Annotated in this window: 4 protein-coding genes; all 4 read right to left on the bottom strand. The window is 68.9% G+C overall.

Features of this window, described 5'->3' with window-relative positions; all coding sequences use genetic code 11:
* Positions 1-14: 14 nt before the first annotated feature.
* Positions 15-1,202, bottom strand: coding sequence for an HlyD family type I secretion periplasmic adaptor subunit (locus SJY41_RS19820; RefSeq protein ID WP_380783936.1), 1,188 nt, complete (start codon positions 1,200-1,202; stop codon positions 15-17).
* Positions 1,199-3,343: a type I secretion system permease/ATPase gene (locus SJY41_RS19815; RefSeq protein WP_380783935.1), complete on the bottom strand. Its 2,145-nt coding sequence runs from the start codon at positions 3,341-3,343 to the stop codon at positions 1,199-1,201. The genes SJY41_RS19820 and SJY41_RS19815 overlap by 4 nt, the downstream gene beginning before the upstream one ends.
* Positions 3,340-4,551 carry a TolC family protein gene (locus SJY41_RS19810; RefSeq protein ID WP_380783934.1) on the bottom strand — a complete coding sequence of 404 codons (1,212 nt, stop codon included), beginning with the start codon at positions 4,549-4,551 and terminating at the stop codon, positions 3,340-3,342. The genes SJY41_RS19815 and SJY41_RS19810 overlap by 4 nt, the downstream gene beginning before the upstream one ends.
* A 263-nt stretch (positions 4,552-4,814) precedes the next feature.
* Positions 4,815-16,526 carry a BapA/Bap/LapF family large adhesin gene (locus SJY41_RS19805; protein ID WP_380783933.1) on the bottom strand — a complete coding sequence of 3,904 codons (11,712 nt, stop codon included), beginning with the start codon at positions 16,524-16,526 and terminating at the stop codon, positions 4,815-4,817.
* Positions 16,527-16,860: the final 334 nt, after the last annotated feature.

Raw genomic sequence — 16,860 nt, 5'->3', positions numbered from 1 at the left:
CTGCATGACCGGACTCATCGCTCCCTCAGCGCTTCCTGCGCGCGATTGAGCGGCTTGAGCAGATACTGGAGGACGGTCTTGCTGCCGGTATGGATGTCGACGGTCGCGACCATGCCCGGGGTGATCGGAAACTTGTGCCCCGACTTGTTGGTCAGTGAGTCCGATTTCGTCTGCACGAACACCCGGTAATAGAGGATGTCGGGCTTTACCTCGTCGCGGATCGTGTCCGGCGAGATGCTGGTGACCGTGCCCTTCAAGCCGCCATAGATCGAATAGTCATAGGCGGTGACCTTGACGTTCGCGGGCTGGCCGGGGCGGATGAAGGCGATGTCGCGCGGCTGGATGCGCGCCTCGATCAGCAGCCGATCGTCGAGCGGCACGATCTCCATGATCTTGCCGTTGGGGGGAATGACACCGCCGATCGTCGAGATCTCGATATTCTTCACCACGCCGCGCACCGGGGATCGCAGCGTCAGGCGCTTGAACGTATCGGAGCGGCCGCGGACCACCGGCGCCAGCGAGTCGACCTGCTCGGTGACCTTGGCGAGATCCTGCCGTGCCTCGACCATGTATTGCGAGCGGAGATCGGCTTTCTTGAGCTCCAGGTCGGCGCGCTGGCGTTGCAGGCGCAGGACCTCGACGCTGCTCGCGGCGCCGACCGCGATCAGCGACTGGCCGATCGCGACTTCACGACCGATCAGCTGGAGCGACTCGTCGATCAGGCCGACCGACGACTGGAGACTGCGACGACGCGTCTCGTACAACTGAGTCTCCGCGGCCTTCAGGTCGGGATACGGCGCGAGTTCGCTCGGGAACTGCAACGGCGTGCCGTTCGCCTCCGACCGCAACCGTGCCGCACTGGCGAGCGCGGCGCGGTATTTCGCCGCGCTTTCGTCCATGGTCGAGCCTGCCTGGGTCGGATCGAGCTGCGCCAGCAGCTGCCCCGGCTTGACGATATCGTCCTGCCGCACGAGCATCTTGGCGAGGATACCGCCTTCGAGCGACTGCAACACCTGTTCGTGACTGGTCGGGACGACGCGCGCCTCGCCGGTCGCCACCTCATCGAGACTGGCGACCCAGGCCCAGATCAATGCGGCTGCGAACATCGCCGCGAGGACCCAGACGAGACGGGTGGCCGACGTCAGCCGCGCCTCGCCTTCGCCGCCGAACAGATGGTCGTCTTCTGCCGTGATGGTGGTCATGCTGCAGCACTCCGCGTTCCGCGCATCGTCGCGAGCACCTGATCCTTGGGCCCGTCGAGAATGATCTTGCCGTTGTCGATGACGATGATCCGGTCGACGATGTCGAGCATCCGCATGCGGTGCGTGGCGACGACGACCGTCCGGGTCCGGCTCCAATGCCCGAGCCGCTCGATGAAGTGGCGCTCGGCGCCCTCGTCCATCGACGCGGTTGGTTCGTCGAGCAACGCGACCATCGGTTGTCGCAACAGCAGCCGTGCGAGCAGCAACGCCTGCACCTGCCCGCCGGACAGGCCGAGCCCGCCCTCCTGCACGACATGGCCGAGCCCGTCGCGCAACCGGCGCACCATGCCCTCGGCGCCGACCATACCGAGCATCTCGACGATCTCCGCGTCGGATGCGGATGGCGCCCCGAGCGTCAGGTTCTCGCGCAGCGTCCCGTGGAACAACCGGCTGTTCTGCGTCAGCAGGCCGATGTCGCGGCGCACGTCGGCCGGATCGATCTGGTGCAGCGCGAGCCCGTCGAGCAGGACCTCGCCCGACACCGGCTGGAGCATGCCCGACAGGCCCTGCAGCAACGTAGACTTGCCGGCACCGTTACGCCCGAGCAGCGCGATCCGCTGACCCGCGATGATGTCGAGACTGGTGACCGACAGCGCCGGGGGCGCGTTGGGATCGGCATAGGTGAAGACGCCCGACCGGATCGTGAAGTCGCCGGTCACGGCCGGCAACGGGATGCGGTGGTCGCCGTCCGCACTGTCGACGGGCAACGACATGATCTGGTTCAGGCTACCCATCGCGACGCGGGCGTGCTGCAACCGGCCGAGCAGCTGCGTGACCTGCGCCATCGGTGCCATCATCCGCGAGCCGAGGATCGACGTGGCGACGAGCACACCGGTCGTGATGTTGCCGGCGATCACCAGCGGCGCGCCGACGAAGATGATCGCGGCATACACGCCGTTCTGCACGCTCTGCGTCCATACCGAGAGGCCGTTGGTCACGCCGCGCAACCGCAACTGCGCCTCGCCCGCGACCGCGTTGTAGTGATTCCACTGGTGGTGAAAGCGTTCCTCGGCCTGCAGCGCCTTGATGTCCTCGATCCCCTGCACCGCCTCGACCAGCATCGCGTTGCGGAGCGAGGATTCGCGCATCGATTCGGTCGCCAGCATCCGCAGCTTGCGTTGCGACAGCAGCCCCGGCAGCAGCAGCAGAACGAGTGCGCCGAGCGGTACCAGCGCGAGCGCACCGCCGATGTACCAGAGCACCGCGAGGAACAGCAGGAAGAACGGCATGTCCGCCACCGTCGCGACCGTGGTCGAGGTCAGCATGTCGCGGACCTGATCCAGATCGCGGAGCTGCGAGATGAAGGTGCCGGTCGACGCCGGTCGCGCGCGGTTGCGGACGCGCAAGGCGTGCCCGAACACCCGGTCCGAGATGCGCAGATCGGCGCGCTTGCCGAGCACGTCGACGATGTTGGTACGGAGCCGCCGCAACGCGAAGTCGAAGCCGATCGCGATCAGGACGCCCAGGAACAGGATGGTCAACGTCGGGATCGACCCTGCCGGCACGACCCGGTCATAGACCTGCATCGAGAACAGGACGCCGGCGAGCCCCAGGCAGTTGGTCACCACCGACGCGACCATCACATGACCGTAGGACGGTGCATCGCGCATCAGGATCTGCCGCAGCCAGTGATCCTGGAACGGGCGGATATACGTGTCGACGCGCATGTCGGGCGCAGATCGAGACGGCCGCGGGATGACGAACCCGGTCGCCGAGTCCATCAGTTCGGCGAGCGTCAGCCGGGTCTGGCCGCCGCGATCGCCGGGCAGCGTCAGGCGGACCTGACCATCGGCATCGATCCCCTCGATCAGCGCGATCTCGCCATCGGCAAAGCGGACGATCGCGGGCAGTCGCCAGCTCGTCAGGCGCACCGCGCGCGGCGTATCGAATCGCACCGTCAGACCGGTCGCGCGGCCCAGCGTCCGGATCCGGATATCGTCGTCGCCGCCGAGATCCCATTGTACCGCGAGCCGCGCGCGCTGTTCGGACACCGGCAGGCGGTAATGACGCGCCACCCGGCCGAACAATTCGAGCCAGCTGTCGACCGCCATGGCCGGCGGCGGCGCGAGCACGGCGCTCACAGCGTCACCCCGCGCAACGTCGTGCCCGTGAACCCGAAGGCATCGCGCATTCGCCCGGACAGGAACAGACAATCGACCTGGAGGCGGCGCAGATCGTGCGCCGTGTTGATCGCTTCGAAGCGGACCTGCTGAAGCTCCTGCTCGGCGTTCAGCAGATCGACGAGCGTCCGCGTCCCCATCTCCAGATACTGGATCCGGTAGAGCCGGTTGGTCTCGCGCATGTTGCCCTGCCGGGAGACCAGCGTGTCGATCACGCGGTTGTAGCTATCGATCTGCTGCTGTGCCTCGGCCATGCCCTGGCTGGTATCGAGCCGCGCACGCCGCGCGCTCGCCTCTGCGGCATCGAGTTCATACCCGGCGCCGCGCAGTCGCGCCTTTGTGACGCCGCCGGAGAAGACGTTGCTCGAAACCCGCAGACCGAAATTGTAGATGCTGCGCTGGCCGAACGGCGAGGCGATGTCGCTCGAGGCGTCGCCGCCCAGCGACACGGTCGGATAGCGATCGGCGCGGCTCCGGCGAACGGTGGCATTCGCCTTGTCCACAAGGGCGTCGGCAACCATCACCGACGGCACGGTGTTCCATTCCGGCATCGGCCTGGAACAGCTGCGCATCAACCAGTCCGGTACGTCGGGCGCCACTGCCGAGGGCGGCGTATCACGATTGAGCAGATAGGCGAGATTGCTCGTCCACCGCCGCTTGGTCGCCTCGACCTGCGTCACCGTGGCGCTCGCGGCTTCGACCCGCGCTTCTGCCTGGAGCGCGTCCGACTGCGTTGCCGCCCCCATCTTGGAACGCTGGCCGACGAGCGCGCTGATCTCTTCGATCCGCGATGCCTGGTCGAGCGCGACCGCGTACAGCGCCGTTGCGCGTTGCAGCTCGATGACCGCGTACGCGCTTTCGCGGATCAGCGTATCGACCGAGAGCAGCAGTTCGGCTCGACCGCCGCGGGTCCCGGCCCGTGCAGCCGCGACATCGCTCGACACCTTGCCGAAATCGAACAGCATCTGCGTTGCGCCGACCTGCGGACGCGGACGCCATGAGCCCGACACGCGGTTGTCATAGCCGCTGCCGACGCCGGTGCTGACGGTGGGAAGATAGCCTGCGCGCGCCGCGTTGATCTCTTCGCCTCGCGCGCTGAGAGCGCCCGCCGCCTCGACGATCGATGGATGCCAGGTCAGCGCTTCCCTGGCGGCTTCGGTAAGGGTCACGGGTGGCGCCCGGTCAGCCGCCGTAATCGGCACCATATCCGGCGCCGGTCCAATTCCCTTATCCTCCGCCCTGCCAATACCGCCCAAGCCCATCGACATCGCGCCGCCGAGTGCAAGTATCGATCGTACGTATCGTGCTCTGTTTTGCATGGGTACCGGGTCCTCTGCTTTGAACACACAGAAGACCCGGTACCTTTAAGGAATTGTATAAGGCTAGAGCCTTTATCGCATTGAGATCATTATATTAAATCCGTTCTGACTTCTTAATAAACAGGATTGGTATGGGTACCGTGCCGGTCGGGATCTTCCGGAGCGACGATATAGTCGAGCGGATCGGCGACTGCGGGCATCGCGACGTCGGCGACGAAGGTCGGATGTCCTGCATCTCCAATACCTTCCAGCGCGGTATGCTGTTCCGGCGGAAGGTAGTTCGCCAGGACGTTCTCCAACTCGCCCTGCCCTTCGAACACGTCGTAGATCGCCCGACCCAGCGCGTTGCTGTCATGGGCAGCCGCGACCGAAGCGTCCGTGTCGACCGCTGGTGCCACGAATGCATCAAGCGCGATGACATCCGTTGCGACGGCGACGTGGCTCGTGTCGGCGGTGGTTTCGTGGCTGGCAAAACTCATGACGGCGTGCGCGTTGTCCGCCGGCACATCGATCGTCACGGTCAGCGTAGACGTCGCCACCGTGCCGTTCGGCTGGATTACCTGATAGGTGAACGTGTCGTGCAGATCGACCGCCGAGTATCCGAGCGTCGAACTCGGACGATAGAGATAATCGCCCGTTTCATTGACCGTCAGCGTCCCATGCTGGCCGGTCAGCACCACCGCGGTATCGCCGATTTCGGCAAAACCGGTGCCAGCGTTCACCCTGATCCCGGCGAACGACGTGTTCGCGGTATCGTTCTCGAGCAGATTGCCCGCCGCCGTTCCTGCGCTGGCCAGCGTGAACTGGTCGAGGAACGTCGTCGTCGCCCCAACCGACACGGTGGTTGCGAACGATCCGGCGGCCGCGCTGCTCGACAGCGTGTAGCTGTAATGCCCGGCCGGCAGATCCTCGACCGTGAACACGGTGCCGGTGCCGGCCGGCAGTCCGACGACCGCGAGGTGCGTCTCCCGGTCGACCACCTGACCCGCATCGTTGCGTACGACCAACGTGTAGCTCGGCAACACCGAGAGCCCGGGCGCGCGCGCCGCCGTGATGGAGATGTCCGCCACGCTGTTCGCCGCCACCGTAAAGCCGCCGGCGCCGGCGCCCGTCGAAGCGAGCCCAAGCGGACCGGACGAGTTGAACGAGAACGCCGTCGCCGGCGCGGTCGTCGTGACGACGTTGTCGTACGTCACCGCCGCGACGGCAACGTCCGCGACCGCCACCGGCGCGCCGGTGATATCCGGGCTGCCGATCGCGATCGACAGGATGGCGCTTTCGTGTTCGCCATCGGTCGGATCGACCAGCGTGTAGGTGAATGCATCGGTATGGCCGATGGCAAGCGGGGTGGCATCCGGCGTGTAGGTATAGCTACCGTTCAGATTGATCACCAGCGTACCATAGGTGCCATCGACGACGGTGCCGTTCGCGGTGACCGCGATGGTCACACCGTTGATCGTGACGCTGTCGACATGGGTACCCGGTCCGACGACATCGACCGCGCCGCCTGCGCCGGGGTCGGTGATGACGTTGCCGCTGGCGGCAGTAGGTACCGCGCCGCCGATCGCGGTAAAGTTGGAGTCCACCCCGCCGACGTTGAGGTGACCGAGCAGCCCGACGCCCGCGGCGCCATCGAACGTGAGGAACGCGCGATATTCGCCCGGACCCAGCGTGTCGGTGGCGCTTAGATTGCCGTTGAGCAGTCCGACCTCAAGCAGCGACACGTTGCCCGGCCCTGCGACCGCGACCCAGTTGGTCCCGTCGAAGCGCTGCACGACGACCGCATACCCGCTCGCAGCCCCGACGTTCAGCAACGCATCATAGGTGAACACCGCGTTCAGGCTGTGTCCGCCATCCACCGTGAACTGCACGGCAGGTACACCGAGCACTTGCGCCTGTAGATTGACCACCCCGAGCGAGGCGAGCGCGACATAGTTGGCCGTGCCCAAGTTCACCGCCGTGGTCGGTGGTACCAGGTCGATGGAGGCGGTATTCGTATTGTCGAACGCAGCGATGTCGAATGGCGCGACGACATTGCCGGGGGCAGAGATGTTGCCCGCGGCATCCGCTTGGGTCACGACGAGCGTCACCCCGGTCACCTGAGCCGCGCTCAGTGGAATGACGAAGCTGGCGTCCGCGCCAACCACGCCGGTGCCCAGCAGCGCGCCGCCACTGGTGCGAACCTCGACACGCGCGCCGGGTTCGCCGGTACCGGTCACCGACGTCCCGTCCCCTGCGACGACCAAAGCTGCTGGGGCGGAAGGCGCAGTCAGATCGGGTGCGACCGCACTGGCCGGATTGGACACGTTACCCGCCGCATCGCTCTGGGTCGCCACCAGGGTCTCGCCGTTGCGCTGCGGGGTGTCGAGCGTGACCAGATAGGTGCCACCGCCGGATACGATCGCGGTGCCCAGTATGACGCCGCCCTGACCCGTGATCGTGACCCTTGCACCGGACTCGCCGTTACCCGTCACGACATCGCCGCCGCCGCCAATAGCGATGGACGGCATGACCGGCGCGGTGAGATCGGGGGCGACCGCAGGCACTGGCTGCGAGGCATTGCCGACCGCGTCGGACTGCACCACGCTCAGCACCTCGCCGTTGCGCTGCGCGATATCGAGCGGCGCGGTGTAGGTACCATCGGCACCGACGATCGCGGTTCCAAGCACCGCGCCCGCACCGCTGACCGTAATCGTGGCACCGGGGACACCATTGCCGACGACCGCGCCGCCGTCGGCGGAAACGGTGGCCGTGGGCGAGAACGGTGCGGTATCGTCGGGTGCGATAGCCGTTGCGGGCGGCGATACGTTACCCGCCGCGTCGGCCTGCCTGACCGTCAGCGCCTGGCTGTCGGTCTGTGCGACCGACAGCGGTACGGCATAGTGGCCGTCGACGCCGACGATCGCCGTTCCGAGAGCGCCGCCCGGCCCGGTGACGGTAACCGTCGCCCCGGGCTCGCCCGTGCCCGTGACGAACCCGCCATCGGCGGATACCGCCGCGGTCGGTGCGGTCGGTGCGGTGGTGTCGGGGGCAAGCGCGGGCGTCGTGGGAGACGCATTGCCGGCCGGATCCGCCTGGCTCGCGGTCAGCAGTTCACCGTTGGTCTGCGCGGTCGACAACGTCACCGTGTAGCCGCCGCCCGCTGCGACCGTCGCCGATCCCAGGATGCCGCCACCGGGCGCGGTAATCGTCACGAGTGCGCCGGGTTCGCCGATGCCGGTCACGCTGGCGCCGTTCGCAGCGACGATCGCCGTCGGCGCCGTCGGCGCGGTGGTGTCGGGCGCTATAATCCCCGTCGGCGACGAGCCATTGCCGGCCGGGTCGGTCTGTATCACCGTCAGCGGCTGGCCATTGGCCTGCGTCGACGACAGCGGCACGGTAAAGCTACCGTCCGCCGCGACGATCGCCGTTCCCAGGAGACCGTTCGGGCCGGTGACGCTGACCGTCGCACCCGCCTCGCCCGTGCCGGTCACGCTGGTGCCGTCGGCACCGAGCACGGCTGCAGGAGCAGCAGGCGCCGTATGATCGGGTGCTGCCGCCGAGACCTGTGGCGAGACATTGCCGGCTGCGTCGGCCTGTGTCGCGGTGAACGCTTCGCCGTTCAGTCGAGCCGGATTGAGCGCGACCGTATAAGTCCCGTCCGGCGCAACCACCGTCTGTCCGATCGCAGCCCCACCGGGACCGACGAGCGTGACCGTGGCACCGGGCTCGCCGGTGCCAGTCGCGCTCGCACCGTCGCCGGCGATCGTCAGCGTCGGGATCGCCGGTGCCGTCAGATCGGGCGCGATGGCCGTCGCAGATGGCGAGGCGTTGCCGCCGTTATCGGTCTGCGTGGCCGAGAGGACCTCACCGTTCGACTGGGCCGTGCCGAGCGTTGCGGAATACGTGCCGTCCGCCCCGATCGTGGCGGCGCCAATCACCGCGCCGGCCGGATCGGTCACGACGATATGCGCGCCAGGCTCGCCCGTACCGGTCACGATCGTCCCGTCGCCCGAGACGACTGCGGTCGGTGCCAATGGCGCGACGAGGTCCGGCGCGGTGGCGAAGGCCGGGTTCGACACGTTCCCCGCTGGGTCCGCCTGCGTTGCGGTCAGCGCCTGGCCGTTGTTCTGCGGATCGGCGAGCGTGATGGTGTAGGTGCCGTCGCCGGTGACCAGCACCGTGCCGACGGTCGTGCCGTCCGCCCCGGTGATCGTCACCGTCGCACCGGCCTCACCCGTGCCGCTGATCACGGTGCCATTGGCGTTGATCGCGATGGTCGGCGCAATTGGTGCCGTGATGTCCGGTGCCAGCGCAGTTGCAGCCGGCGAAAGGTTGCCGGTCGGATCGGCCTGAGCCACCGACAGCGTCTCGCCATTGGCCTGCGGGGCGCTGAGGGTTGCGGTATAGGTGCCGTCCGCGCCGACGATTGCCGTCGCCACGATCGCGCCGCCGGGCGCCGTGACCGTCACGGTCGCCCCCGCTTCGCCGGTGCCGGTGACCGCGGTGCCGGTGTCGTTGACGTCTGCGGTCGGCGCGGCAGGCGCGGTAAGATCAGGCGCCGTGGTCGCCACGGGCAGGCCGGCATTGCCGTCCGGATCGACCTGGGTCGCGCTCAGGACCTCACCATTGACCTGAGCTGTGGTCAGCGTAGCCACGTACGTGCCGTCCGCGCCGACCACCGCAGTGCCGATCGCAAGCCCGGCAGGATCGCGGATCGTCACCGTTGCCCCGGCCTCGCCGGCCCCGGTCACGGTCGTTCCGTTATCCGACACGTCCGCCGTGAGACCGACCGGCGCATCGAAATCGGGTGCCGCGGCGGTCACGGGCGGTGATACGTTCCCGGTCGGATCGTTCTGGATCGCACTCAGCACCTCGCCGTCGACCCGCGCCGGATCGAGGGCCAACGTGTAACTGCCATCGGCCGCGACGACGGCCGTGCCGATCGTGCTCCCATCCGGGTTGCGCACGGTCACGGTGTCGCCGGGCTCGCCGGTGCCGTTCGCGGCAGTGCCATCGAGGCTGATGACCAGCGTCGGGGCGGTCGGCGCGGTGATGTCCGGCGCGGTCGCCAGCGTCGGCAGCGAGGCGTTGCCCGCTGCGTCGACCTGCGTTGCCTGAAGCTGTTCGCCATTGGCCTGGGGCTGCGCGAGCACCGTCGCGAAGGTTCCATCGGCCGCGACGATAGCGGTGCCGATGGTCGCCCCGGTGGGACCGACGATCGAGATCGTCGCCCCCGGTTCGCCGGTCCCGGTCACCTGCGTGCCGTCACCTGAAACCGCCACCACCGGCGCTGCAGGCGCGGTGATGTCAGGTGCGGTGATGGCGACCGGGCCGGAGGCGTTGCCGGCCGCATCGGCCTGCGACACGCTCAAGGCTTCGCCATTGGCCTGCGCCGGGGTCAGCGCCACCGAATAGCTGCCGTCGACGGCGACGACTGCCGTACCGATCACGGCGCCGTTTGCGCTCACGGACACCGTTGCGCCCGCTTCGCCGACACCGGTCACGACGCTGCCATCGGCCGCGATCGTCACGGTCGGTACGTCCGGCGCCGTGATGTCCGGCGCCAGCGCGTTCGCGGGTGCCGAGACGTTGCCTGCCGCGTCGGTCAGGGTGACCGTGAGCGTCCCGCCATTGGCCTGCGCGTCGGCAAGCGGCACCGTGAAGCTGCCATCGGGCGCGACGATCGCAATGCCTATGACCGAGCCCGCCGGGTCGCGCACGGTTGCGGTCGTTCCCGCCTCGCCAGTACCGGTCACCGCCGTGCCGTCCGCCACCACGCTCACCAGCGGTGCCGTCGGTACGGTGATGTCAGGTGCCGTGATGCCGACCGGACCGGAGGCATTGCCCGCCGCATCGGCCTGCGTCACGGTCAGCGCTTCGCCATTGGCCTGGGCCGGGGTCAGTGCGACGGAATAATGGCCGTCGGCGGCAACGACTGCCGTGCCGATCACGGTGCCGTTCGCATTCGAGACGGAGACGGTCGCGCCCGCTTCGCCTGCGCCGGTCACCGCGCTGCCGTCGGCCGCGACGACCGCGGTCGGCACGTCTGGAGCGGTGATGTCGGGCGCCGCCAGATTGGCGGGCGCAGAGACGTTGCCGGCCGCGTCGGTGAGCGTGACCGTCAGGGTACCGCCATGGTCCTGCGCATCGGCAAGCGGCACCGTGAAGCTGCCGTCAGCGGCGACGAGCGCGCTGCCGATCACGACGCCAGCCGCGTCGCGCACGATCGCGGTGGTTCCCGCCTCGCCGGTGCCGGTCACTGCCGTACCATCCGCGGTGACGGTTGCCAGCGGTGTGGTGGGGGCGACCAGATCCGATGCGGTCAGCGCGATCGGCTGCGAGACGTTGCCCGCACCGTCGGCCTGCGTGACGCTGAGCACCTCGCCGTTGATCTGCGCTGCGTTCAGCGTGGCGGCGTAGAAGCCGCCCGCGTTGACGATCGCCGTGCCCAGCGGCGAGCCATCTGCCGCTCGCACGGTGATCGTCGCGCCGGCCTCGCCTGTTCCGGTGACCACGTGGCCGGTCGCATCGAGCGCCGCCGTCGGCGCGATCGGTGCGGTCAGGTCGGGTGCAACCGCGGTTGCCGGCGGCGAGACGCCACCATCGGTTTCGGTCTGCGTGACGCGGATGGTCTCGCCGTCGATCCGTGCCGGCGTGAGCGCCACGCTGTAGCTGCCATCGGCATTCGCGATGCCGGTCGCGATCACGGCGCCGTTGGCGTCGTAGACCGTGATGGCTGCGCCGCCGATCGCGGTGCCCACCACGGTCGCGCCGTCCGCGCCTACCGCTGCGGTTGGTGCGGCGGGATCGGTGTCCGCAACCAGATCGGGTGCGGTCGTCGTGGCTGGTGGCGAGACGTTGCCCGCGCCATCGGTCTGCCGGACGGTCAGTACCTCACCATCGACCTGCGCCGACGACAGTGTCGCCGTGTAGGTGCCATCGGCCGCAACCGTGGCGTTGCCGATCACGGCCCCCAGCGGATCGCGGACGACCACTGCCGCTCCGGCCTCACCGGTCCCGGTGACGCTGAGGCCATCCGCGCCGACCGTCGCGACCGGCGCGTTGGGCGCGGTAAGGTCGGACGCGGTGAGCGGCGTGGCAACGGACGTGTTGCCGGCCGCATCGGACTGCACGACGGACAGCGACTGGCTGTCGATCTGCGGCGTGGCGAGGACGACCGTGTAGGCTCCCTGCGCGTTGACGATCGCAGTGCCGAGGTCCGCCCCACCTGCATCGTGGACCGAGACGGTCGCGCCGACTTCGCCGGTACCGGTCACGATCGTCCCCGAAGGATCGAGCGCGGCGTCGGGCGCCGGCGGTGCCGTGATATCCGGCGCCGTCAGCGGGAGCGCTGGCGAGACGTTACCCGCCGCATCGGTCTGCACGACTCTGAGCGCCTCGCCATTGGCCTGTGCGGGCGTGAGGGTAACGTCGAAGCTGCCATTTGCCGCGACGATCGCGGTGCCGATCGTCGTACCCGCGGCGTCGACGATATCGACCCGCGCACCGGCCTCGCCGGTACCCGATACGATTGTGCCGTCGCCGTTGATCGCGGCGTCCACTGGCGCGGGCGCGGTGAAGTCGGGCGCGATGGTCGTGGCGATGCCGGACACGTTGCCGGCGGCGTCCGCCTGCGTGGCGCTCAACGTCTCGCCGTTGACCTGGGCCGTACCGAGCTGCGCGGTATAGGTGCCGCCGGCATCGACCAGCGCGGTGCCGATCGCGGCGCCGGCGGGGTCGGTGATGGTGACGGTCGCGCCCGGTTCGCCGGTGCCGGTCACGGCCGTGCCGTCGCCGTTGACGACGACGGTCGGAGCGGCAGGGGCTGTCACGTCGGCCGCGACGATGCTGACGGGTGCGGAGGTGTTGCCGGCGGCATCGGCCTGCGTCACCGACAGCGTCTCGCCATTGGCCTGTGGCGTGGCGAGCGTCACGACATAGCTGCCGCCGGCACCGACCGTGGCGGTCCCGATGACCGCGCCACCCGGTGCGGTGACGGTGACGATGGCACCAGGCTCGCCGGTGCCCGCGACCAGCCCGCCGTCGCCGGACACCGTTGCGGTGGGCGTGGCGGGTGCGGTGATGTCGGGCGCGATCGCGTTGACGGGCGTCGATACGTTGCCGGCGGTGTCGGTCAGCGTGACCGACACGGTCTCGCCATTGGCTTGCGGGGTGGCGAGCGGAACTGCGTAGGTCCCGTCGGCGGCAACGATCGCGCTGCCGATCACGACGCCAGCAGTGTCGCGGACCGTGACGGTGGCGCCGGCCTCGCCGGTCCCGGCGACGGCACTACCGTCGGGCGCGACCGTGGCGACAGGCGCGTCCGGCGCAGTGAAGTCGGGGGCTGCCAGGCTGGCCGGCGGCGAGACGTTGCCTGCCGCATCCGCCTGCGTCACCGTAATCGTGCCGCCGGCATCCTGCACCGTGCTCAGCGTGACGGCGTAATCCCCGTTCGCGTTCGCGGTGACGGTGCCGAGAACGGTCCCATCGGCGGCGCGCACGGTGACCGTTGCGCCAGCCTCGCCGCTGCCCGTGACGACGGCCCCGGTCGGATCGAGCGTCGCTGCGGGGGCTTCGGGCGCGGTCAGGTCGGGCGCGACGGCGCTGGCGGGTGGCGACACGCCGTCCGCGTCGGTCTGCGTGACGCTGATCGTCTCACCGTCGATCCGCGCCGGCGTCAATGCAACCGAATAGCTGCCATCGGCCCCTGCGACGCCGGTACCGATGATCGTACCGTCCGCATTGTAGAGCGTGATCGCAGCACCGGCGACGGCGACGCCGGTCACCGCCGTGCCATTGGCAGCGACCGTGGCGGTCGGTGCGTCGGGCGCGTCGTTGAAAACCAGATCGGGCGCGGTGGCGGTCGCGGTAGGCGACACGTTGCCGGCGGCGTCGGCCTGACGCACCGTCAGCACCTCGCCGTCGACCTGCGCCGGCGTGAGTGCCGCGGTATAGGTGCCGTCCGCGCCGACTACGGCGGTCGCGATGACCGCGCCGACCGGGCTGAGGATCGTCACGGTCGCGCCGGCTTCACCCGAACCGCTGATGCTGGTGCCGTCACCGCCGACGGTGCCGGTCGGCGCGAGTGGTGCCGTCAGGTCGGGTGCGACCAGCGTGGTTGCGGGCGATACGTTCCCGGCGGCATCCGCCTGCGTGACCGACAGCGTTTCGCTGTTACCCTGCACGGCGGCGAGCGTGACCGCATAATTGCCCTGCGCGCCGATCGTCCCCGTACCGAGCACAAGACCGTTAGCGTCGCGCACCGTAACGGTGGCGCCGGCCTCACCCGAACCGGTGACGATCGTGCCGTTGGCATCGAGCGTCGCGACAGGCGTAAGCGGCGCCGTCACATCAGGCGCCGTCAGCGGCAACGGTGCTGCTGCATTGCCCGCCGCGTCCACCTGGGTCGCGGTCAGATGCTCGCCGTTCGCCTGCGCCGGCGTCAGCGCCGCGCTGTAGCTGCCGTCCGCCGCCACCGTCGCGGTGGCGATCACCGTGCCGCTCGTGTCCGCGACGACGATGTGCGCACCCGGCTCGCCGGTGCCGGCGACGGACGTGCCGTCGGCGTTGATCGTCGCGGTCGGCTGGGCCGGTGCGGTGAAATCGGGCGCAACGGTGCTGGCGGTGCCGGACGCATTGCCGGCGGCGTCGGTCTGGCGTGCGCCGATGACCTCGCCGTCGACCTGGGGTGCCGAGAGGATCGCGGTATAGCTGCCATCCGCGGCAACCGTCACCGTCGCGAGCGTCGTGCCTGCCGGATCGGTGATGACGACCTGCGCACCGGGCTCACCGGTGCCGCTGACCTGCGTACCCGTGGCGTCGATCGTGATCGTCGGCAGCGCGGGCGCGGTGAGATCGGGCGTGCCGAGGTCGACCACCGGCGAGACGTTACCGGCCGGATCGGTCTGGACGACGGACAGCGTGGTGCCGTCGACCTGCGGCGATGCCAGCGTCGCGGCATAGCTGCCGTCGGCGGCGACCACGGCGGTGGCGATCACGACGCCGCCTGCATCGCGGACCGTCACGGTCGCACCCGGCTCGCCCTGTCCGGTAACCTGCGATCCGTCTCCTGCGATCGCAGCCGTCGGAGCGACCGGCGCCGTCAGATCGGGCGTCGCAATCGTGATAGGCGCCGAGACATTGCCGGCACCATCGGTCTGCACGATCGAGAGATTCGTGCCGTCGACGTGCGGGGTCGGCAGCGTCAACGTGTAGGTCCCGTCGGCCGCGACGACGGTCGTACCGACGATCGCGCCGGTCGAGTCCGTGACGGATACTGTGGCACCCGGCTCACCGTGACCGGTAACTTGCGTTCCGTCGCCGGCAACGGTCGCCGTCGGCGTGGCCGGTGCCGTCAGGTCGGGCGTTGCCGCCATAACGGGCGCCGAGACATTGCCGGCAGCGTCAGCCTGGACGATCGACAGTTCCGTGCCATCGACGCGCGGAGTCGCCAGCGTCACGTTATAGGTCCCATCCGCGGCGACCACCGCGGTACCGAGGACGGTTCCAGCCGCATCCCGCACGGTGACCGTGGCGCCGGGTTCACCGCGACCGGTGACCTGCGTTCCATCACCCGCAATGGTCGCCGTCGGTGCGGTCGGTGCGGTCAGGTCGGGCGTTGCCGCCGTCACGGGCGCCGAGACATTGCCGGCAGCGTCGGCCTGGACGATCGAAAGTTCGGCGCCATCGACGCGCGGCGTTGCCAGCGTGACGCTATAGGTTCCGTCGGCTGCGACGACCGCGGTGCCGAGGACGGTTCCGGCCGGATCCCTGACGGTGACCGTGGCGCCAGGTTCGCCGCGACCGCTCACCTTCGATCCATCGCCAGCAATCGTTGCCGTCGGCGCAGAGGGCGCGGTCAGGTCGGGCGTTGCGGCCGAGACGCGCGTGGAGACGTTGCCCGCAGCATCGGTCTGGACGATCGACAGCGGCGTGCCATCGACACTCGGTACGGTCAGCGCCACGCTGTAGGTTCCGTCGGCGGCGACGACGGCGGTGCCGATCACCACGCCGGCAGCATTGGTCACGGTCACGGTCGCGCCGGGCTCGCCGCGGCCCGTGATGGTCGTTCCGGTGGCGTTGACGGCCGCGCTCGGAGCGGCCGGCGCGGTCAGGTCGGGTGTAGCCGCAGTCGTTCCACCGGACACGTTGCCCGCCGGATCGGTCTGCGTGACGACGATTGGATCGCCCTTGATCTGTGGCGCGGTCAGCGTGACCGAATATGTCCCATCGGCGCCGACGACGCCGGTGCCGATCACCGCGCCGGTGGCGTCGCGAACCTGGATCGTCGCGCCCGCCTCGCCAGTTCCGCTGAGCACGGTGCCATTGCCGCGAACGGTCGCGGTCGGTGCCGCCGGTGGCGTCGTGTCGGGCGCGACGCCCGTGCCGGTTCCCGGATTCGGCTGGCTGGGCTTATCGTCGCCGCCGCCGCCGCTGGCGGCGACCGCGGCAAGGCCCGCCGCGCCTGCGACGCCCGCCAGGATCGCTGGCAGCGCGAGCGACGACCCGCCGCCCGATGCAACGACAGCGGTGAGATCGTCGAGATCCTTGATCAGCGAGAAGTGTGCCGGCGTGGTTGCCGTATGCGCAAGCCACTGGGTTCCATCGGGTTCGCGCAGGACCACATCGTTCGGCACGGTGGCCTTGTCGGGATAGAAGCCGACCACCCGGACCTGCTCGCCGCTGACCAGCTTGATGACGAGATCATGCCCTTGCCGCTCGAAACCGACGACATCGGCGCGTGTCACGTCGAGCCGGACGATGCTTGGCGCAGTGAGATCGACAGTAGCCGCGGAAACTTCGCTGACGGTGCCGGTAGCCTTCGAGATCACGTCCACGTTCATCGCTATCTACTCCTGGGTGTCGCTGCATCGGATCGCCGCTCGATCGCGATTGACGATCGGCGGCGACAGTTTTCCTCGATGGCTGAACGGAGCAGGTGGCTTCAGTGATGCTTCAATTCCGATATCGGAACTAATTTGCGTTTTAATCGTGCAACGACGTTCGCAGCCCCCGTTCAGAGGCCGTGAACGTGCCTTTATCGACGACGAAGTGCACGGCTGGAACTGTGCGTGCGCGCAGGGCTACGCTCTATGTTGGAACGGGAAGCCGGTCTCGAACGTGGAGCCGGTTCCCTTCACGCTTCTTGAGCGTAGCACTGGATTAGCCGCGCGCGAG

The organism is Sphingomonas sp. R86520, from assembly GCF_042466285.1.
In the GTDB taxonomy this organism is placed as follows: Bacteria; Pseudomonadota; Alphaproteobacteria; order Sphingomonadales; family Sphingomonadaceae; genus Sphingomonas.
The sequence above is the reverse complement of the archived record's forward strand: the minus strand, read 5'-3'. Positions and strand labels throughout refer to the sequence as shown.